At 49.3% G+C, this 19,997-nt stretch carries 20 protein-coding genes; all 20 read left to right on the forward strand.

Going from position 1 to position 19,997, the window contains the following annotated elements:
• A partial coding sequence (locus ACIQV9_RS17180) for a S1 RNA-binding domain-containing protein (protein WP_403103697.1) occupies window positions 1-254 on the forward strand: 254 nt, incomplete at its 5' end.
• Window positions 255-470: 216 nt separating this feature from the next.
• Window positions 471-749 (forward strand): hypothetical protein, encoded by a 279-nt coding sequence (locus tag ACIQV9_RS17185; RefSeq protein ID WP_403103699.1) that lies wholly within the window; start codon window positions 471-473, stop codon window positions 747-749.
• A gap of 143 nt (window positions 750-892) precedes the next feature.
• Complete coding sequence (ihfB, locus tag ACIQV9_RS17190; RefSeq protein WP_054051920.1) at window positions 893-1,201, forward strand: integration host factor subunit beta; 309 nt, start codon at window positions 893-895, stop codon at window positions 1,199-1,201.
• A gap of 11 nt (window positions 1,202-1,212) precedes the next feature.
• Window positions 1,213-1,452 carry a lipopolysaccharide assembly protein LapA domain-containing protein gene (locus ACIQV9_RS17195; protein ID WP_403103702.1) on the forward strand — a complete coding sequence of 80 codons (240 nt, stop codon included), beginning with the start codon at window positions 1,213-1,215 and terminating at the stop codon, window positions 1,450-1,452.
• 229 nt (window positions 1,453-1,681) lie between these two features.
• Complete coding sequence (gene rfbB / locus ACIQV9_RS17200; RefSeq protein WP_403103992.1) at window positions 1,682-2,761, forward strand: dTDP-glucose 4,6-dehydratase; 1,080 nt, start codon at window positions 1,682-1,684, stop codon at window positions 2,759-2,761.
• The gene (gene rfbD, locus ACIQV9_RS17205; protein WP_403103705.1) at window positions 2,758-3,651 is read left to right on the forward strand and encodes a dTDP-4-dehydrorhamnose reductase; all 894 of its coding nucleotides are present in this window, start codon (window positions 2,758-2,760) and stop codon (window positions 3,649-3,651) included. Before rfbB ends, rfbD begins: the two co-directional genes overlap by 4 nt.
• Window positions 3,648-4,541, forward strand: a complete 894-nt coding sequence (gene rfbA / locus ACIQV9_RS17210; RefSeq protein WP_403103708.1) for a glucose-1-phosphate thymidylyltransferase RfbA — start codon at window positions 3,648-3,650, stop codon at window positions 4,539-4,541. The genes rfbD and rfbA overlap by 4 nt, the downstream gene beginning before the upstream one ends.
• Window positions 4,538-5,518 carry a dTDP-4-dehydrorhamnose 3,5-epimerase gene (gene rfbC / locus ACIQV9_RS17215; RefSeq protein ID WP_403103711.1) on the forward strand — a complete coding sequence of 327 codons (981 nt, stop codon included), beginning with the start codon at window positions 4,538-4,540 and terminating at the stop codon, window positions 5,516-5,518. The genes rfbA and rfbC overlap by 4 nt, the downstream gene beginning before the upstream one ends.
• On the forward strand, window positions 5,505-6,179 hold the full coding sequence (locus ACIQV9_RS17220; RefSeq protein WP_403103714.1) for an acetyltransferase: 675 nt from the start codon (window positions 5,505-5,507) through the stop codon (window positions 6,177-6,179). The genes rfbC and ACIQV9_RS17220 overlap by 14 nt, the downstream gene beginning before the upstream one ends.
• Window positions 6,180-6,190: 11 nt before the next feature.
• On the forward strand, window positions 6,191-7,108 hold the full coding sequence (locus ACIQV9_RS17225; protein ID WP_403103717.1) for a hypothetical protein: 918 nt from the start codon (window positions 6,191-6,193) through the stop codon (window positions 7,106-7,108).
• Window positions 7,109-7,200: 92 nt separating this feature from the next.
• A complete protein-coding gene (locus ACIQV9_RS17230; RefSeq protein ID WP_403103720.1) occupies window positions 7,201-8,043 on the forward strand; it encodes a GNAT family N-acetyltransferase in 843 nt (280 codons plus the stop codon).
• Window positions 8,036-9,136, forward strand: coding sequence for a DegT/DnrJ/EryC1/StrS family aminotransferase (locus tag ACIQV9_RS17235; protein ID WP_403103722.1), 1,101 nt, complete (start codon window positions 8,036-8,038; stop codon window positions 9,134-9,136). The genes ACIQV9_RS17230 and ACIQV9_RS17235 overlap by 8 nt, the downstream gene beginning before the upstream one ends.
• 80 nt (window positions 9,137-9,216) lie before the next feature.
• Window positions 9,217-10,482: an O-antigen translocase gene (locus ACIQV9_RS17240; RefSeq protein WP_403103725.1), complete on the forward strand. Its 1,266-nt coding sequence runs from the start codon at window positions 9,217-9,219 to the stop codon at window positions 10,480-10,482.
• Window positions 10,483-10,632: 150 nt separating this feature from the next.
• Window positions 10,633-11,532 (forward strand): glycosyltransferase, encoded by a 900-nt coding sequence (locus tag ACIQV9_RS17245; protein WP_403103728.1) that lies wholly within the window; start codon window positions 10,633-10,635, stop codon window positions 11,530-11,532.
• A gap of 266 nt (window positions 11,533-11,798) precedes the next feature.
• Window positions 11,799-12,839 (forward strand): glycosyltransferase family 4 protein, encoded by a 1,041-nt coding sequence (locus ACIQV9_RS17250; RefSeq protein WP_403103731.1) that lies wholly within the window; start codon window positions 11,799-11,801, stop codon window positions 12,837-12,839.
• A gap of 475 nt (window positions 12,840-13,314) precedes the next feature.
• Window positions 13,315-14,229 (forward strand): glycosyltransferase, encoded by a 915-nt coding sequence (locus ACIQV9_RS17255; RefSeq protein WP_403103733.1) that lies wholly within the window; start codon window positions 13,315-13,317, stop codon window positions 14,227-14,229.
• Window positions 14,226-15,353, forward strand: a complete 1,128-nt coding sequence (locus tag ACIQV9_RS17260) for a hypothetical protein (protein ID WP_403103736.1) — start codon at window positions 14,226-14,228, stop codon at window positions 15,351-15,353. The genes ACIQV9_RS17255 and ACIQV9_RS17260 overlap by 4 nt, the downstream gene beginning before the upstream one ends.
• Window positions 15,354-15,658: 305 nt before the next feature.
• Window positions 15,659-16,456, forward strand: coding sequence for a Wzz/FepE/Etk N-terminal domain-containing protein (locus tag ACIQV9_RS17265; protein WP_403103739.1), 798 nt, complete (start codon window positions 15,659-15,661; stop codon window positions 16,454-16,456).
• A gap of 53 nt (window positions 16,457-16,509) precedes the next feature.
• The gene (locus tag ACIQV9_RS17270) at window positions 16,510-17,448 is read left to right on the forward strand and encodes an NAD-dependent epimerase/dehydratase family protein (protein ID WP_403103741.1); all 939 of its coding nucleotides are present in this window, start codon (window positions 16,510-16,512) and stop codon (window positions 17,446-17,448) included.
• A 415-nt stretch (window positions 17,449-17,863) separates the two neighbouring features.
• On the forward strand, window positions 17,864-19,858 hold the full coding sequence (locus ACIQV9_RS17275; RefSeq protein WP_403103994.1) for a polysaccharide biosynthesis protein: 1,995 nt from the start codon (window positions 17,864-17,866) through the stop codon (window positions 19,856-19,858).
• Window positions 19,859-19,997 lie beyond the last annotated feature (139 nt).

Here is a 19,997-nt window from a genome sequence, read left to right on the forward strand (position 1 = left end):
AATCATACGAAATCAGCCGTGACCGCGTTGAAGACGCGCGCAACGTTCTGAAAGAAGGCCAGGAAGTAGAAGCCAAGATCATCAGCGTTGACCGCAAGAGCCGCGTAATCCAGCTCTCCATCAAGTCGAAAGACGATGCTGAAGAGAAAGAAGCAATCCAGAGCCTGCGCGACAAGCCAGCGACTTCGGAACCTGCTGCTGGTCCTACCACTCTGGGCGACCTGTTGCGTGCACAAATGGAAAAACAGAACTAAGTTCTGTAAGACCATAGAAAAAGGGCGACTTCGGTCGCCCTTTTTTGTGCCTGGGATTTGGTGAGCCTGTTGATGGGATCGTGCTGATCCGGCAGCCCTTGCAACCAATGGTCCTGCTACGTTGTCTCTTTCTTTAATCGGATCAATCGCTTATTTGCAGCTAGTCTTAACTCAAGCGAACGAAGGCCGGGCAGGGCTCCTGCCATAAGGAAGTGAATGAACAAGCTCATTGTCGCAGTGGCGGTATTGACGCTGGCGGGTTGTGGCACGAATGCCAGGCCCCATGCCGTGCGTGGTGTCAGTGGCGTAGAGATAGATTGTTCGGGATTGGGTTCTGGATGGGAGAAGTGTCGTAAGCGCGCGGACAAAGAGTGTAAAGCGACCGGCTACAAGGTTATAGCAAGGTCTGATGATGCCAAGGATGAGGATGAGTTTCCCTTTGGTTTTAATCCAGCGGGTTATCTGACACGCACCATGCTGATTATCTGTCGATGAGGCTGATTGGTGTTGAGGTTCGTTGAAATCAGGAAGGGCATTATTGGTAAAGATATGTGAAACCCTGGGCTGTTCAAATTCCTCCGGGCATGCTAAAACCTTTGAAGCGCTTTTCCTAGCTGCTTGAAAAAGAAGGGAAAAATATGACGAAGTCGGAGTTGATCGAACGAATTGTCACCCATCAAGGGCTGCTCTCATCCAAGGATGTTGAGCTGGCTATCAAGACTATGCTTGAACAGATGTCCCAATGCCTAGCAACTGGGGATCGTATCGAGATCCGTGGTTTTGGTAGCTTTTCACTGCACTATCGTGCGCCGCGCGTTGGCCGCAATCCTAAGACGGGTCAGTCGGTTAGCCTTGATGGCAAGTTTGTGCCACATTTCAAGCCGGGCAAGGAATTGCGTGATCGGGTCAATGAAGAGGAGGAGGAAGGTTTTGACCTTCATAACTAAAGGAGCGACGCATGCGTAACCTCAAGCGTGTACTCCTCGGCATGGTTGTCCTGTTGTTGATTCTGGCAGTACTGGCTTTTGTGCTGGAAAATCAACAATCGGTTTCACTGCTATTCCTGGGCTGGTCAGGTCCACAATTACCAGTGTCGCTGGTGATGGTTCTTGCGCTGCTGTTCGGCATGCTGATTGGGCCGATTATAGGGTGGGTTTTAGGGCGGGCATCCAGATCTTCCCGCAAGCGTCTTGTCTGATCACGAAAAGAGTAAACATCACGAATTTTGCTTCACAGCTTGTCTATATCCATTAGTAAAAGCGTCATTAAGCTGTAAAATGCTGCGCTTATCCGATAATGGCACGTTCCTGCGTCGGTTCAGACTGGTTTTGTCAGAAGCCTCAGCTTAGATGTGGCTTTTTGCATTCATGGATTAGACAGCGCTCGGTTTGGCGGCCCTGTCAGTAACTCAAAGGGTGTGGTTTCGCGTGAAAATTCTAGTAACCGGCGGCGCCGGGTTCATCGGCTCGGCAGTCATCCGTCATATCATCTCCAACACTGCCGACTCCGTCGTTAACGTCGATAAGCTGACTTACGCCGGTAACCTTGAGTCATTGGCCGAAGTTAGCCAGAGCTCACGCTATGTGTTTGAGCGCGTTGATGTTTGCGACCGTGATCAGATCGACCGCGTCCTGCGTGAACACCAACCGGATGCCATCATGCACCTGGCCGCAGAGTCCCACGTAGACCGCTCGATTTCCGGCCCATCTGAATTTATCCAGACGAATATCATTGGCACTTACACCCTGTTGGAAGCAGCACGTCACTACTGGGCTGCACTGGAAGATGGGCGCAAAGCCAACTTCCGCTTCCACCATATTTCGACTGATGAAGTCTATGGGGATCTTGAAGGCCCGGAAGATCTCTTCACCGAAACCACCCCCTATCAGCCAAGCTCACCGTACTCGGCGAGCAAGGCCAGCTCCGATCACCTTGTTCGCTCCTGGAGCCGTACCTACGGCTTGCCAACCTTGGTGACCAACTGCTCAAACAACTACGGCCCGTGCCATTTCCCTGAAAAGCTGATCCCGCTGATCATCCTCAATGCGCTGGAAGGCAAGCCGCTGCCGGTTTATGGTAAAGGCAACCAGGTTCGCGATTGGCTCTATGTTGAAGACCACGCCCGTGCTTTGTACAAAGTTGTGACCGAGGGTGTTATCGGCGAGACGTACAACATCGGTGGCCATAACGAAAAGCAAAACATTGAAGTCGTGCACACACTTTGCGCACTGCTCGACGAGTTGCGCCCGGACTCTGCCCATCGTCCGCACGCCAGCCTGATCACCTATGTCCAGGATCGCCCGGGCCACGACCAGCGTTACGCAATCGATGCCAGCAAAATTCAACGCGAGCTGGGCTGGACGCCGGAAGAAACATTTGAAACCGGTATTCGCAAGACCGTCGAGTGGTACCTCCAAAACACCGAATGGGTAGCTCATGTGAAAAGCGGCAGCTATCAGCAGTGGATTGACCAGAATTACGCGGATCGTTCTTCGAGCAAGGCATGAAGATCCTACTGCTGGGAAAAAATGGCCAGGTAGGCTGGGAGTTGCAACGCTCCTTGGCATCGCTCGGTGACTTGATTGCACTGGATCGTCATGTGGTTGACGGTTTGTGCGGTGATTTGTCTGACCCCGATGCACTGCGCGCAACGATTCGCCGGGTCAAGCCTGACATTATCGTCAATGCTGCGGCTTATACGGCTGTCGATAAGGCAGAGTCCGAGACCGAGCTGGCGGACCGTGTGAACAGTCTGGCCAGTCAAGTCTTGGCCGAAGAAGCCGCTGTCCTGGACGCGTGGTTGATCCATTATTCGACCGACTACGTATTCAACGGTCAGGGTTCACTGCCTTGGCAAGAGTCGGACTCGGTCGCGCCAGTGAATCGCTACGGTGCCAGCAAGCTCTCAGGTGAGCAGGCGATCACTGCGTCTGGATGCAAGCACCTGATTTTTCGCACGAGTTGGGTGTACGGCAGTCGTGGTAACAATTTTGCCAAGACCATGCTGCGTCTGGCCAAGGATCGCGACACCTTGAGCGTCATCTCCGACCAGGTTGGAGCGCCGACTGGGGCAGACCTGATTGCCGACGTGACGGCGTTGGCCATTCGGCAAGTACTGAAGAGCCCGGAACTGGCAGGGGTGTATCACCTGGCTGCCGGAGGCGAAGTATCATGGTATGACTATGCCCGCCATGTGATCGAATTTGCGCAGGCCAATGGCGAACAACTTGCTGTGAACGTAATCAATCCGATCGAAACAACCGCTTATCCAACACCTGCACGCCGACCTCTGAATTCGCGTTTGAATACTCAGAAGCTGCGCAACAATTTTTCTCTACACTTACCGGATTGGCGAAGTGGTGTAACCCGAATGCTTAGGGAAGTTCTGAATAAATGACCAAGACAAATCGTAAAGGCATCATCCTCGCTGGTGGCTCGGGCACGCGGTTGCATCCATTGACCCTCGGTGTCTCCAAACAGATGCTACCGATCTACGACAAGCCGATGATCTTTTATCCGCTTTCAGTGCTGATGCTCGCAGGTATGCGAGAGATTTTGATCATTTCCACTCCCGAAGACTTGCCTTGTTTTCGCAAATTGCTGGGTGATGGCAGCCTGTACGGCATTAAGTTGACCTATGCAGAACAGCCTAGTCCGGATGGCTTGGCACAGGCGTTCATCATTGGTGAAGAGTTCATCGGCAAAGACCCTTGCTGTCTGATCCTGGGCGACAACATTTTCTACGGTCAGCACTTCTCTGACAACTTGCGTTCCGCGACGACCCAAAAGGAAGGCGCAACGGTATTTGGTTATCACGTTTCTGATCCTGAGCGATTTGGTGTCGTTGAATTCGATGCTTCGGGACGTGCTCTGAGTATTGAAGAAAAGCCGGCAAAGCCTAAATCCAATTACGCGGTTACCGGACTGTATTTCTACGATAACGATGTGGTTGAAATCGCCAAGAGCATTAAGCCTTCAGAGCGGGGCGAGCTGGAAATCACCGATGTCAATAGGGCTTATCTGGAACGCAAGACGCTCAGCGTGGAAATGCTGGGGCGCGGTTTTGCCTGGCTCGACACCGGCACGCATAATTCCCTATTGGAAGCGAGCCACTTCGTTCACACCATCGAGCAGCGCCAAGGCTTGAAAGTGGCTTGCCTGGAAGAAATTGCATTCAATAATGGTTGGATAGACTCAGCCCAACTGAAGGTTCAAGCTGATAAATTAGCAAAAACCGGATATGGGCAGTATTTGCAAAAAATGCTGGATGAGGGCCGTCACTCGTGAGGCTCCTTCAAACTTCTTTGCCTGACATAGCTATTCTAGAGCCCGCGATTTATGAAGATTCGCAGGGCGGGTCGGTGCAGAGTTTTGATGAGCCTGCATTTCACAAGGCACTTAAAGAGGCCGGTTTTCCGGTACCGCGACCTTTAATCCAGGATAACCATTTTTGTTCAAGGAAGGGCGTGCTTCGAGGCCTGCGTTATCAGCTTCCTCCCCGTGCGCAAGGCAATTTGATCAGAGTAGTCAATGGTTCGGCTTATGTTGTGGCCGTCGATGTGCGTCGCGATTCATTGACATTCGGAAAATGGGTTGGCGTTGAGCTGGACGCTGTTAGTCAGCGTATGTTGTGGATTCCCGAGGGCTTCGCACATGGCTTTGCTGCATTAGAGGATAATACTCATTTTTTCTGTAAGACAACTAATGGTTACCATAAGGAGTCTGAGCGAAACGTCAGGTGGAATGACCCTGATATCGGCATAGACTGGCCTGGGTTTACAGAAAAAACCACGGGTGCTGAAGATGCAGTTGCGCCTCTCTTGAAGAACAGTGAACCGCACTCGGAGTTTCTCCAGGGTACTACCGAATTAAAGGACTTGAAAGTAATCGGTGATAACCGCGGAAGTTTGATCGCACTTGAACAAGGCTTGAACATTCCTTTTGCGATAAAGCGTGTTTATTATATATACGATACTCTCTCTGATGTTGGTCGTGGTTTTCACGCACATCGACGTCTAGAACAGATGGCAATTTGTGTATCCGGAAGTTGTAACATAGTCATTGATGATGGCGCCAGCAGGCAACAAGTAAGATTGGATTCGGCGAGTAAGGCCTTGATCATCCGTAATATGATATGGCGTGAAATGCATGAGTTCAGTGATGATTGCGTTCTACTTGTTTTGGCCAGTGAGTACTATGATGAGTCCGACTATATTCGGGATTATGACCAATTCATTAAGGAGGTGAGTTGTGGAAAAAAATAAAAAATTGGTAATTGCCGGTGCGGGCGAATTGGCAATGATCGCCTATGAATATTTCACATACGATTCTGCTTACGAAGTTTGCGGATTCGCCGTCGAGCGAGACTATATCGAAAGCGCTACGCTTTATGACTTGCCTATCGTCCCCTTGGAGGATGTGAAGCAGCAATTCCCTCCTGACGAGTTTGAAGTGTTTGTGGCGATTCCCGCGTCACAACTTAACCGCTTGAGAACGCGGTTGTATCAGAGCGTTAAAGAGAAAGGCTATACCTGTGCCACTTATATCAGCTCTCGTGCATTTGTATGGCGCAATGCGGAAATTGGGGAAAATTGTTTTATATTTGAAAATAATACTGTGCAGCCTTTCGTTAAGATTGGGAATAACGTAATTCTCTGGAGTGGTAACCATATTGGTCATCGCTCGGTGATTGAGGACAACTGCTTTATTTCCTCGCATGTGGTTGTATCAGGCTACTGTACAATCGGGGAATCTTGCTTTTTAGGGGTGAACTCTACGCTTAATGATCATGTGACGGTTGCTCGAGACTGTATTGTGGCTTCCGGCTCATTAGTATCGAAAGACCTGAAAGAACCTGAGCGTATTTATTATGGTTCTCCAGCAAAAGAACTACCCAAGAAAAGTTCACTCAGCGTTAAATTGTAGAGGAAGGCGTCATGAAGTGGAACAAGCTAGGGCATGTCTTTTCTCCAGTCGGAACTAACGATTGGAAGAAAAACTCTGCGCTGACGCCTACACCGATTCTACTGAACGATAATGTAATCCGTGTGTATGCAGGGTTCAGGGATGAAGAGGGTATTAGTAGGATTGGTTACGTAGACGTCGATGCGCAAGACCCGACTAAAGTCCTCAAGGTTTCTGAGACTCCAGTTTTGGACCGGGGGCGAGACGGGTGCTTTGATGACAATGGCGTTATTCTAGGTGACATCGTTAAATATGGTAACGTCCTGCGGATGTACTATGTTGGTTTTCAAATAGTTAAGCGCGCAAAATTTTTAGCATTCACAGGATTGGCAGAAAGCACTGATGGCGGAGAGACATTTTCGCGTGTTTCTGAAGTACCTGTCATGGACAGGGCTGAAGCCGGAACAACAATTCGAGCGATCCATTCTGTTCTGTTCGAAGACGGTGTATGGAAAGTATGGTATGCGGTGGGTGACTCTTGGACACTGATTAATGGCAACCACTACCCTGACTACAATATTTGGTACACAGAGTCTGTCGACGGCCGGATATTTAACCAGGAGGAGTTGCTGTGTATAGATGTGGAAGGGGATGAGTATCGGATAGGGCGGCCCTCAGTATACAAAGTAAAAGATCAGTATTACATGTTTTATACTAAGGGCGGCACGTCCGGCAGCGACTATTTTCCGGGTGTGGCCGTGTCCAGCGATGGAAAGCAATGGGAGCGTCGTGATTCGAGTTTTGGTTTGACACTTTCTGAAAGTGGCTTCGATTCTGTACACCTTTGCTATCCAAGATTAGTCGCTGCAGGAGAAAAGACGTTCTGTTTTTATAATGGAAATAATATGGGAGCAGAGGGTTTTGGTGTGGCGGAGTTGTTAGGATGGTAGTTTGCGAGTTTTATTCGGCCGCCAAAAAAAATGAGTGGGATAGTTTTGTTGTAGACTCCAAGACTCCAATGTTTCTGTTTAAAAGAGACTTCATGGAGTACCACTCGGATCGATTTATTGATGCCTCATTGATGATTTATGAGGAAGAAGTACTGGTCGCTCTGTTACCTGCGTCTCGTAACGAGAATGTTTTGGTCAGCCACGGTGGTTTGACATACGGCGGCTTGATTCTGTCTCAAAAAGTAAAGGCTGAAACTGTTCTAGAAAGTGTTGAAGCTATAATGCTTTTTGCTAGAACTCAAGGGTTTAACAAGATTTTATACAAGGCTACCCCGTACATATTTTCAATTCATGGCGCACAAGAAGACCTGTATTCTTTATTTAGGGTCGGAGCTGAAATTGTTCGTAGGGATTTGTCGAGCATTATTTTCCTGGATCGGCGATTGAAGCTTTCCAAAGGCAGAAAGTGGCTTATTGCTCGAGCAAAGAAAAATAATTTAGTTGTGACTGACTCCAATGACTGGGCCGAATTTATTGGTTTGCTCAATGGTGTATTGGAGAAGCATGGGGCTGTAGCAGTTCATACGCCACAGGAACTTGAGTTATTGTCCTCTCGTTTTCCTGAAAACATATCTCTCAGAATCGTCAAGTCTGAAGGTAAGTTGCTGGCTGCGACCTTGCTTTTTAAATTCGGCACTGTCGTCCATACTCAGTATTTAGCGACAAGCTCCGAAGGTAAAGAGGTGGGGGCGTTAGATTATCTTATTGAGAATTGTATCCAAGAGAGTCAAGACAGCGGGTGTAAGTATTTTAGTTTCGGGGTGTCTACTGAGGACGGTGGAAAATACATCAACTCCGGTCTGCTTGCTCAAAAAGAAAGTTTTGGTGCCCGTGGTATGGCAATTGATTTTTACGAGATTAAACTAAATGATTAATTTTCTTGACTTGAAAAAAGTAAATCACGCCTACGCTGTTGAATTGAAAGAAGCCTGCGTAAGAGTTATTGATTCTGGTTGGTATATTGGCGGTCAAGAACTATCAAAGTTTGAGCAGGAATTTGCAGCCTACTGCGGTTCGAAGCATTGTGTTGGTGTTGCCAATGGTCTGGATGCTTTGAGTCTGACCCTCAGAGCCTGGAAGGAAATGGGTAAGCTGGCAGACGGCGACGAGGTTATTGTTCCCGCCAATACGTATATTGCTAGTATTCTGGCGATCACAGAAAATGGCTTGGTGCCAGTTCTCGTCGAGCCCGATGAGCATAGCTTCAATTTGTCACCTCAATTGGCGGAGCGCGCGATAACCAATCGGACTAAAGTCATATTGGCGGTGCACTTGTATGGCCAACTGGCAGAGATGCCGCTGCTGTGCGCGCTGGCAAAGAAATACAACCTATTGGTACTGGAAGATTCCGCTCAGGCGCACGGTGCCAGCATTGACGGCCGTAAGGCAGGTACTTGGGGGGATGCTTCAGGGTTCAGTTTTTATCCCGGTAAAAACCTGGGGGCTCTCGGTGACGCAGGGGCTGTCACAACCGACGACAATGAACTTGCGTCTGTCGTCCGTGCACTAGGTAACTACGGAAGCTATAAGAAGTACGAAAACCAATACCGCGGCGTTAATAGTCGTTTGGACGAAATTCAAGCGGCGATGTTGAGAGTTAAATTGCGTCATCTGGATCGTGAAGTAAGCGTGAGGAAAGAATTAGCTAATCAATACATAGCCAACATTGATAACGCTCTCATTCGGGTTCCATCACTGTCTCTCCAGGAACAACATGTGTGGCATTTGTTTGTTGTGCGTAGCGAAAGGCGTGATGAGTTGAAAAGCTATCTGCACGACCATGGTATTGAAACGTTGATTCACTATCCTATTCCGCCACACAGGCAAAACGCTTATCGAGCGTTGGCTTCGGAGCATCATCCTGTAACGGAAGCTATACACCGGACGGTATTAAGCTTGCCATTAAGTCCAGTCACTTCTGCTGATGAAGTCAGTAGGGTCGTTGAACGTTTGAACGCCTTTTCTTAAAATCGTTCTGTTTTAGCTTGGCCAGAAATAAGTTAGCTTTAGAAGGGGCTAAAGCTAACATTTTTACAATGCTGCGTTAAATGGTTTTGATTTTGAATATACTAAGAACTGGTTTGCTAACCTCTATCGCTACAGTTGCCCGATTATTGTCGGGTTTTTTGGTGATGAAATTTGTAGCTGTTTTAGCTGGGCCAGAAGGGGTCGCACAACTCGGCCAGTTTATGAGCCTCACAGCGTTACTGGTGGTGTTTTCGGGAGGGGGAGTGGGTGCCGGTGTCGTCAAGTATTTGGCGGAATACCGTGAGCAAAATATCTCTCTACAAATACTTTTAAACTCGGCATTTTGTTTTTCCCTCGCGTCGTCGTTTGTGATGTGTGTAATGGTGCTCGCTTTTAGTGAGCACTTATCGGTTTGGTTGCTTGGTGATCTGCGTTATCAAAGTCTGATTATAGTACTGGCGTTCGCACAGATTTTTGTAGCCCTGCATAATTTAATCATCGCGATCGTCAATGGCATGATGGATGTCAAGCGCCTCGCTGCAATACACGTAGGAGGGGCTGCTATTGGGGTGCTCGCCCCATTGGTATTGGGCTATTATTTTCAGTTGTATGGTGTACTCCTGGCTTTTTTGTTGGCTCAGGCGAGTCTGTTGTTTGTTAGTTTTATTTTTTATAAGAAAAGTGACTATTTCAACTGGAGCTATTTTTCGCTTGTCTGGAATGTCGAGATGGTTAAAAAGTTGTCGCATTTTTCGGTGATGACATTAACTTCAGCTCTGCTCGCTCCAGCAGTTCAAATTGCAACTCGAAATATTTTAGCTGGCAAGTTTTCCTGGGAGCAAGTTGGGTATTGGCAAGCGGTGAGCAAGGTCTCGGAAGCCTATTTGCTTTTCATAACTATGGCGATCAGTGTTTATTATCTGCCTAAGCTATCTGCAATTATGGATAAAAAGTTATTTGTCGCTGAAATTAGAACTGCATACCAGTATTTGGTGCCGGCGGTTGTTGTGTCTGCGTTGGGTATATATATATTCCGTGATTTTATTACGCAAGTGCTATTCTCTGACGAGTTTTCGGAAGCGCTTTATCTTTACGCTCCGCAACTGCTCGGCGATGTTATTAAGGTAATGTCCTTCATACTGTCTTTTATAATGCTCGCCAAAGCCATGACGAAATTATTCATCTTTTCTGAGGTGTTTTTCAGCCTGACCTATGTGGCCTGGGTGTATTTTTTGACGGAGCACTTTGGACTGGTTGGAGCGATGTACGCGTTTGTTGTGAATTATGCGATTTACTTTATATTCAGCTTCGTAGTCGCTCGCCGCTTCATCGTGAGCATGAAATGAGGGCGGGCATTTATGCTGAAGTCATATCTCTACGCGCAGCGTATCGAGTCATTCTAAACTCACTGCTGACGAGAATAAATCTCTTAACCGCTTGAATAGCTGTTGGCAAGGGATGTTAGTGAGCAATCAGCGATCAAGAAGGAGGTTTTGGTGGATAGGGTTAAAATCGCTGTACTGTTGGCTGCCTATAATGGCGTTAAGTGGTTGCCTGCACAGGTTGAATCAATTCTTCAGCAAAAAAATGTTGATGTGACTATTTTTATTAGTGTTGATTCTTCTAGCGATGCAACAGAGTCATGGGCGAGCGAGCTGGCGTTAAATAATCCTCGGGTCAACGTTCTTCCTCACGGCGAACGCTTTGGGGGAGCGGGTAGAAATTTTTATCGGCTGATCCGTGATGTGGATTTTACTGAGTTTGATTATATAGCTCTAGCTGATCAGGATGATATTTGGTTAGACGATAAACTGATCGCTGCTCATGAGAAGATTTCGGAAACGAACGCCTCCGGGTATTCGAGTAATGTCACGGCGTTCTGGCCTGATGGGCGAAAAGTCTTACTTGATAAAGCGCAACCGCAACGTAAGTATGACTTTCTTTTCGAGGCAGCAGGGCCGGGTTGCAGCTATGTTCTTAAAGTGCCTGATGCGCTTGAGTTTAAACAATTTTTAATTGAAAATTGGTCGCTTGTATGTGAAGTGTCGTTGCACGACTGGATGGTGTACGCCTGGTTTAGATCTAGCGGTCTAAGTTGGTACATCGATCCAGTCTCTCATATGCTCTATCGTCAACATTCAAACAATCAATTCGGGGCTAATACTGGTATTAAGGCTCTCATCTCCCGTTTGTCTTTATTGCGAAGCGGATGGTATCGAGGAGAAGTAAGTAAAATTTCAGGTTTGTTGGCAGGCAAGGCTCAAGGATTGCCAGTGTCATTGGTCAAACAAGGCAAGCTTCCTTCCTCTTTTTTGATTCGTAACTGGGCTGGCTTGCGTCGTCGATTTCGCGATCGAATTTTTTTGTTGGTGATGGTTGTTCTGGGAATTTATTAAATATGGGTTTTGGAGTTGCCTGATTTTTCTGTAACTTTCATTTCCTGTTTAAGAGCGAAAAAAAAACGGGCAGGCAGGTCATTTTGAGTGTTCAGTCGGGTGAAGCCTTGAGTGGAATTTTTAGGAATGTATAATCCTATCGAAATCTGTGCGATTCAGAGATTTCGCACGTTATTAAATGACGCTCTTATGCAATCGATTACACATGCGCCAGCTGAGGAAACGCTGAAAGCTGCTGAGGAGCAATATATGGAGCATAAAAAATAATGATTCAGTGGTTGTTCTTTCCTGTCGTTATTCTCCTGTCTTTGGCGCTGACTGAGGTGCTGCGACGTTATGCCCTTGCGCGCAGTATCATCGATGTTCCAAATGCTCGAAGTTCTCACTCGGTTCCAACGCCTCGTGGTGGGGGAGTGGCGATTGTTTTGGTCTTTCTCTTAAGCCTGCCGTTTTTGGGGTGGATGCAGTTAGTGCCGGTCGCTACGCTGGTAGCGGTAGGCGGAGCTGGAGCATTGATCGCAGTGATCGGATTTATTGACGATCATGGCCATGTCGCTGCTAGATGGCGCTTATTAGGACATTTCGCTGCCGCTGCCTGGGCATTGCTCTGGCTAGGTGGTTTGCCTGCGGTCGTCATCTTCGGGGTAAGTATCGACCTGGGATGGTTTGGGTACGTTCTCTCTGCGCTGTACTTGGTGTGGATGCTGAATTTGTATAATTTTATGGATGGAATCGATGGCATCGCCAGTATCGAGGCTATCTGCGTATGTATGGGGGCCTGTCTGCTTTATTGGGTAAGCGGTTTTGAGAATATGGTTTGGCTTCCTCTCTCACTCGCTAGCGCTACTGCAGGTTTTTTGTTTTGGAATTTCCCACCCGCGCGAATTTTTATGGGCGACGCAGGAAGCGGGTTTTTAGGGGTTGTACTGGGAGTAATTTCCATCAATTCTGCCTGGGCTTCTTCGCAATTGTTTTGGGCGGTTTTGATTTTGCTTGGCGTGTTCGTCGTAGATGCCACGTTTACTTTAATGCGTCGTTGTTTGCGTGGTGACAAGGTATATGAGGCACATCGCAGTCATGCCTATCAATTCGCATCGCGGCGCTTTGGTAAGCATTTACCAGTAGTGCTGACGGTGGCAGCTATAAACACGTTCTGGCTACTTCCAATAGCCCTGAGTGTAGTTTTACTAGGGCTGGATGGTGTGCTCGGTCTGATTTTGGCCTACGTCCCTTTAATTATTCTAGCGGTGAAATTTCACGCTGGAGAATTGGAAAAGGACGACGACCTCGGTGGTGGTCGGATCTAACGATTTGATTAGGTAAGTTGTGCTCGGAAAACTGTAAATATGGCTTGGGCTGTCGTGCCGTAAAAGGCGACAGCTTCAAGTTGTCTGTAGCCCATTGCGGTCTCCACCTATTTGGAGGCTGGCCATCCGAAGCTTGGCACTTTTACGAGCATCACTGAGCAACGGTCGCTCAGCTTGTCTCAAGCTTGGCATGATCGAAATTTTTCGTGTCGGATGCTCGTCACAGGAGATCAGCGCACCTGGTTGCCTGCACAAGGACGATGCGCAAGGCGCCGCGGAACGACTAAAAGATCAGCTTTCCGCAGACCGCGTGGCGGCAAAAAGCACGCGCATAAGAAGCATGGATGGACTGAACCTGGAGCAAGCAATTGTTTCAAAGGGGGGCCCTTCGGTTGACTCTCTGCATGCCATAGTATATAAATTGCGATTATTCAATTAGGCCCTATTTCGGTCGCAACAATGTCCGGAGGACGTATTGGTACCTTTAGTATCCTACATCGTACCTGCTTACAATCATGACCAATACGTACAATGTTGCCTTGATAGTATTTTAGCCGATGTTTATGGCAATAAAGAAATTGTGATCATTGATGACGGTTCTACCGATAACACCGCGAAGGTGATCGAGCAATGGTTGTCACTCCATGCAGAGAGCATAAACGTTATCTATAAGAGTCGCCCTAACAAAGGTGTAACAGCGACGATAAATGAGCTCACAAGCTTGGCAAATGGTGAGTTTCTCAGGTTGGGCGCCAGTGATGATTATTTCTTGTCGGGAGGCAGTCAAAAGCTGGTCGACTATTTATTAAGCTTCCCGAATAAGTTGGCTGTTATTGGTGACTCCATTGTTGTCGACGAGCACGGCAAAGTGATTCACGACAGTGGCATGACCGGCTTGCACCGAGCGAACAAACAAAAATACCTTTCTGAGAAAGGTATTATTGCGTCGGTTATCAACAACTGGGCGGTCGCGGGCCCTGTCCCGATGGTGCGTAAAGCATTCGTTACTGGCGGTGAAGGCTGGGACGAGACACTACGGATTGATGATTGGGACTTTTTTCTCCGGATTGCGGCGCAAGGTGGACTTGGCTTCATCGATGAGCGGGTATGTGCATACCGGGTACACAGCACCAATACCTGCCGAACTCCCGACGTTGAGTCCAGAATCAGAAATCTCCAGGAGTCCGGGAAAGTAGCTAAACGGCACATTGAAAAATTCCAAGGCCCTTATAAAAAAATGCTTCAAGCACAGTGCCATTTGGTGGATGCAAAGGTCGCATTTTTAAACCGCCAGTGGTTCAAGACTTCATTTTATATGGCGCGATATTTTGTATTTAGAATTGCGGGAGAGTTGGAAAGCATGAGCAACTCTAAAAAGGGCGGCGCGTGAAAAACTTCCATCGGTCTCCCTCGGTATTTTTCTCACTGCCCTTGCTGGGCAGTTGCCTTATTGCGCTACTTACATTTGAATTGCCTAAGGGTTACGGCGTCGGTATTTCAATATTGATGGTTGTCGCTGCGTTAGCCATAGTATTTGATGCGTTGCTAGGTGTTCGTTTGCCTGCGCGCCGCGAACTACAGCTCGTGCCCTTTGACCGTTCGCCCGAATGCTATTGGGTGAAGGTGTTAGCCTGGTTGGTACTGTTCGCCTGCGTTCTCGACTTGACGTTATTTCCGCTGCCATTACTCCATCCGGAGATCTACGCCAACTTCGACGGCGGTCGATCGCATGTTCGACATATCTCGAATATGTGCTGGGTGCTCCCCATTGTGGGATGGCTCTGCTATACAGATAAACGCATCAGAATTTTTTTCATTGCTGTAGGACTGGCATTTCCAGTTCTAGTGCTGGACCGGAACCGGCTTTTTACCTCGGTGTATGGATTAGCCATAACCATGGTCTTTTTCTCCAAACGGCAGATTCCCTGGAAAACCCTTATTGTCAGCTTGCTAGGAGCCCTGCTTCTTTTCGCTAAATTGGGGCAGTTTCGGTCAGGGCGCCTTGATTGGGTGGCGTTGCCTTTTACGGAGTTCTACGCCGCGGCATCTCCCGGATTTAAGTGGATTTTACTCTACATTGGCGCGGGAATTTACAACTTTAGTTCTATTATGGCTAAAGGCTACATCGATTCGGATTTTTTGATTAATCAATTGGTTCCCGGAGCGGGAGGGGTAGAAACATTAGGTTCTACTATCCCATTTGATGAGCCTGTCATTAACGTTGGAACTGAATACTTCCCCTTTCTGATGGCGTGGGGGTCGGTGGGTGCGGTGGGGGCGGCATTGTTCTTGTACCTGTCACTTGTCGCCTCGGCTCATTTCTTCAGAGTGCGCCCGAATATAATCTCATTCTTGATATTTTTGCGCATCAGTTACTCTTGTGTGATGGCGGGCTTCGCCCCCCAAGCCTACACTTGGACCAATCTGGGCTTCATTGCATTGTGTCTACTGATGCAAATATTCACATACCGGGTGCCCTTGATCGCAATGTCAAATTACGACAGAAAGAGCTAAAAACTTAGTCTGTTTGGGGCTACAAGTCATGCCAGGGCCTGCTGTGCAAATCGCCAGTGTTATTAAGGCGGCATACATTCCCAGGCTGGCGTTGCCCGCGAGTGCAGACAATATTTTCATGGGCGGTTTTAGATGACGCGCCTAGGTTCGACAGCTAGGCCAGCTTGCTCCTGCAGATGTGCGAATTATCCGCGAGCTTATGCTGGTTTAGCATTTTTCCTGTATCTTCTCAACGGCCTTGAGAAGGGGGCGGGTATCGAGTTCGGACCAGCTAGCCTAACTTCAATTTACGCGAGTGATGCTTTATGTACGACCCTGAAGTAAAAAATGATGTGGAAGCTTTTACAATTGTTTCATTACTGAAATTTTTGACACAAGGCTGGAAATTTATCACTGCTGGCGCTGTTTTGGGCTTGCTGGGGGCTGTCGCCTATTTGTCGTTTACCCCATCAGAGTACGAAGCCTCTGCGATAATAAAAATGGGTGAAAACCGTGGGTTGGACGATGATGGCCTGCCGAGACCTAATCAGATTGAGTCTGCCGTTTTGGTCATTGCGCGGTTGAACAACCCTGCTGCTTATTCGGATGAAGTCCTGCGTGGGTGTGGCTTCGAAGATGAACCAGGGGCCAAACAGAAGATGACCAAACTGGCTCGGTACACCGCCGAAGGTCAGCCCGCTTTCCTTACGGTCAGCGTCCGAGGTCAAGGCGCGGAGCTTGCTTCAAAATGCGCCGAAAGTATCTTCGAGATGGTTCGCCAGCAGCAGGATGTCCTGAGCCAGCCCGGCCGGGATCGTCTTTCGCAGATGGTTGCCGATCTTCGTAAGTCGCGACAAGCTCATTTAGACGCACTAGGGAGCGGGGGGGGCTTGACAGAGGGAATGGCCAACTACCTCGCGCACCGAGATGCCATCAACGAAATCGAAGCGGACTTGCGCAAATACGAATACGCATTGGGTTACGTGCCGACGCAGCTGGTTTCTCTTTATCCTTCTCCTGAAGCCGTATTTCCTCGTCAGACACCTGTGATTCTTTTGGGGCTTATTGCCGGGTTGCTGGTGGGGCTTTTGGCGGCTTGTCTGAGGCGTATTGGCAAAAACTGAACGCATGCTCCAGTTGCAGAGCTGGCGCATGACAGTTTAGCTACGGAGGGTGTATGAAGCTATTGGTGACGGGAGCCTCCGGGTTTATTGGTCGTAACTTATGTGAGCAACTGTTGGCCGAGAGGCATGAAGTTGTAGCGCTGCATCGCAGACCTCCACAAGTCGCTTGCGGGGAAGTAGTGCTTGGTGAACTCGACGACATTGGAGCTTGGTCAGACCGCCTGAAAACAGTCGACTGTGTCATTCATCTGGCGGGGCGGGCACATGTGCAAACGGCCCATGAGCAAAACCCGCTGGAGGCGTTTCGTAAAGTCAATCGTGATGCATGCGTTCGACTCGCCGAAGCCTGCTTGCAGAGTGGTGTAAAACGGTTTGTTTTCATCAGCTCCATCGGTGTTAACGGAAATGAAACGCACGGGAAGGCGTTCAATGAGCTGTCACCAGTAGCGCCTCACGCTCCTTATGCGATTGCCAAGCACGAAGCTGAAGTGGGTTTGGCTGCGCTTTTTAAAGATACGCCTACCGAGTTGGTGATTATCCGGCCACCGCTTGTGTACGGGGCTCACGCGCCGGGGAATTTTCGGCGTCTGTTGAAACTGGTCGCCAGCGGCATGCCGATGCCGTTCGCTGGAGTAACCAACAGTCGCAGTATTATCGGCGTTGACAGTCTTTGCAGTTTCATCTCACTCGCGGCACAACATCCGAAAGCGGCGGGGGAATTGTTCCTGGTTGCTGATGAGCCGGCAATATCGACTGCAACCATGGTGCGAGCACTGGCGCGGGGGATGGGCAAGCGGAGCATACAGTTGCCTGTTCCGCCCGTATTGCTGAAGACATTGTTATCACTGGTAGGCAAGCAGGCACTTTATCAGCAACTTTGCTGCTCGCTGGAAGTGGACAGCTCCAATGCCCAGCAGACGCTGGGCTGGATTCCCGAACGTAACATCGAGGCAAGCCTTCAAAAAGCGAGCGCCAGTTACCGAAGTTTGTAGTACAGATATCGGTCGTTGGTGAACGGGACGAGACCGACACCGTCAAACAGGTTGACGATTGCAGCTATCCGCAAGGTGAAAGCAGTCATTGAGGTCAAGTGCACGCCCGCCCTGCTGGCGCTCGGAACGCGGCGAATGGCTACGTGCCGCTTGACGCTGCTCAGAAACAGCATCCGTTTTGGGTGCTTGCTGATGAGCGTTGGTCACAACGATTTAGCGATCACATTCTTCATCCTTGGCGGTGATGGCCGTGCATTCCCTTCCCCGTTAGATAATCCACGTTGGTCTGGGGGGGGCACAAACCTGTCAGTAGATCCACATACGTCGTTTTTTCCTGTTACGACGATGCCTACGTACGTACAATGCACTTCAACGAGTTCAAGCGATGGAGTAGGGCACTTTGGGGCAAGGCTATATGGATAGGCTGAGGATGTTTTTGCTGGGGCTTCCGCGTCGGCAGAAGCGGTTAATCCAAGTGTTCACGGACGTGATTCTCGTTTGGGTGGCACTGTGGATGGCGTTCATCGTGCGTTTGGGGATTGACGAGATGATCAATCCTTTCAAAATTCATATATGGCTATTCGCCTGTGCGCCAATTATCGCGATTCCCTTGTTCATACGGTTCGGCATGTACCGAGCCGTCATGCGATATTTCGGCAACGATGCACTTGTTGCCATCATCAAAGCGGTCAGCCTCTCCTCGCTGATCCTGGCTTTGATTGTCTACTGGTACAGCAATCACGAAGCAGTTGTTCCCCGGTCCGTCATTTTCAACTACTGGTGGTTGAGCCTCGTCATCATCGGTGGCCTGCGTCTATGCATGCGCCAGTATTTCATGGGCGACTGGTTCACCGCCGCCCAGCACGTTCCTTTCACAAACCGTGATGACGGTTTGACCAAGGTCGCTATCTACGGCGCGGGCGTAGCGGGCAACCAACTGGTAGCAGCATTGCGTATGGGTCGTGTCATGCGACCGGTTGCATTCATCGATGACGACTCCAGCATTGCCGATCGCTCCATTTCCGGTCTGCATGTCTATAAACCCAAACACATCCAGCAGATGATCGATGTCACCGGTGCGCAAGAGATCCTTCTTGCGCTGCCGTCTTCGACACGTGCTCGGCGCCGTGAAATTCTCAATGTGCTGGAAGGGTTTCCGCTACACGTGCGCAGCGTTCCCAACTTTACTGATTTGGCCAGCGGCCGCGTGAAGGTTGAGGATATTCGGGAAGTCGATATCGCCGACTTGCTAGGTCGCGACTCAGTGCCTGCCCAGCCTGAATTGCTGGAGCGCTGTATCCGCGGCAAAACCGTAATGGTTACGGGGGCTGGCGGCTCGATCGGTTCCGAGTTGTGCCGACAGATTTTCGCTCTGAGACCAACCACGCTGCTGCTGTTCGAACACAGTGAATTTAATCTCTACAGCATCCTTTCCGAACTTGAGCAGCGCAGTTCTCGAGAGTCGTCTGCGGTTCAACTGTTACCGATTCTTGGGTCCATCCGTCATAAAGACAAGCTTCTGGATGTGATGAAAACCTGGCGTGTCGACACGGTCTACCACGCTGCAGCCTATAAGCATGTGCCAATGGTCGAGCACAATATTGCTGAGGGCGTGCTGAATAACGTAATTGGAACGCTCAACACGGCTCAAGCAGCGCTACAGACGGGTGTGTCGAATTTCGTGCTGATATCGACAGATAAAGCGGTCCGTCCAACAAACGTAATGGGCAGCACCAAGCGTCTCGCCGAGTTGACATTGCAAGCGCTCAGCCGCGAGATTGCGCCCGTATTGTTCGGCGATAAGGTGAACGTTTCGCGCGTCAACAAGACACGTTTCACAATGGTTCGTTTCGGTAACGTCCTTGGCTCGTCGGGTTCCGTCATCCCGCTTTTCCACAGCCAGATCAAATCGGGCGGACCGCTGACGGTCACCCATCCGAAGATTACCCGCTATTTCATGACCATTCCTGAAGCAGCGCAACTGGTAATCCAGGCGGGCTCCATGGGGCAGGGCGGCGATGTGTTCGTGCTGGACATGGGCGAGCCGGTGAAGATCGTTGAGCTTGCGGAGAAAATGATCCATTTGTCAGGATTGAGCATTCGTTCGGATAAGAACCCGCACGGCGACATTTGCATTGAGTTCACTGGGTTGCGTCCAGGCGAAAAGTTGTATGAAGAGCTGCTGATTGGCGAGAATGTTTCGGCTACCCAGCACCCGATGATCATGAGCGCGAATGAAGATCACCTCGCTTGGGACGTCCTGAAAGGTCGCTTGACTGAGTTGCTGGCGGCGGTGGAAAAAGACGACTACTCACGTGTTCGCCAACTTCTACGCGAAACCGTCAGCGGCTACACCCCCGACGGTGAGATCGTCGACTGGATTTACCAGCAGCGTCGCCTCGAACCTTGATTGTTTACATCTCGGTGCGGCAGTTTGGGATGTGATGGGGGCGGATCTGGATAAGCATCGCGAAAAAATCGTGGTGAACCAAGCTTGTTGCTCAACACAAAAGGCCGGTCATTGACCGGCCTTTTTGCATTCTGGCAGC

Source organism: Pseudomonas sp. NPDC099000 (assembly GCF_044759925.1).
Classification (GTDB): Bacteria; Pseudomonadota; Gammaproteobacteria; order Pseudomonadales; family Pseudomonadaceae; genus Aquipseudomonas.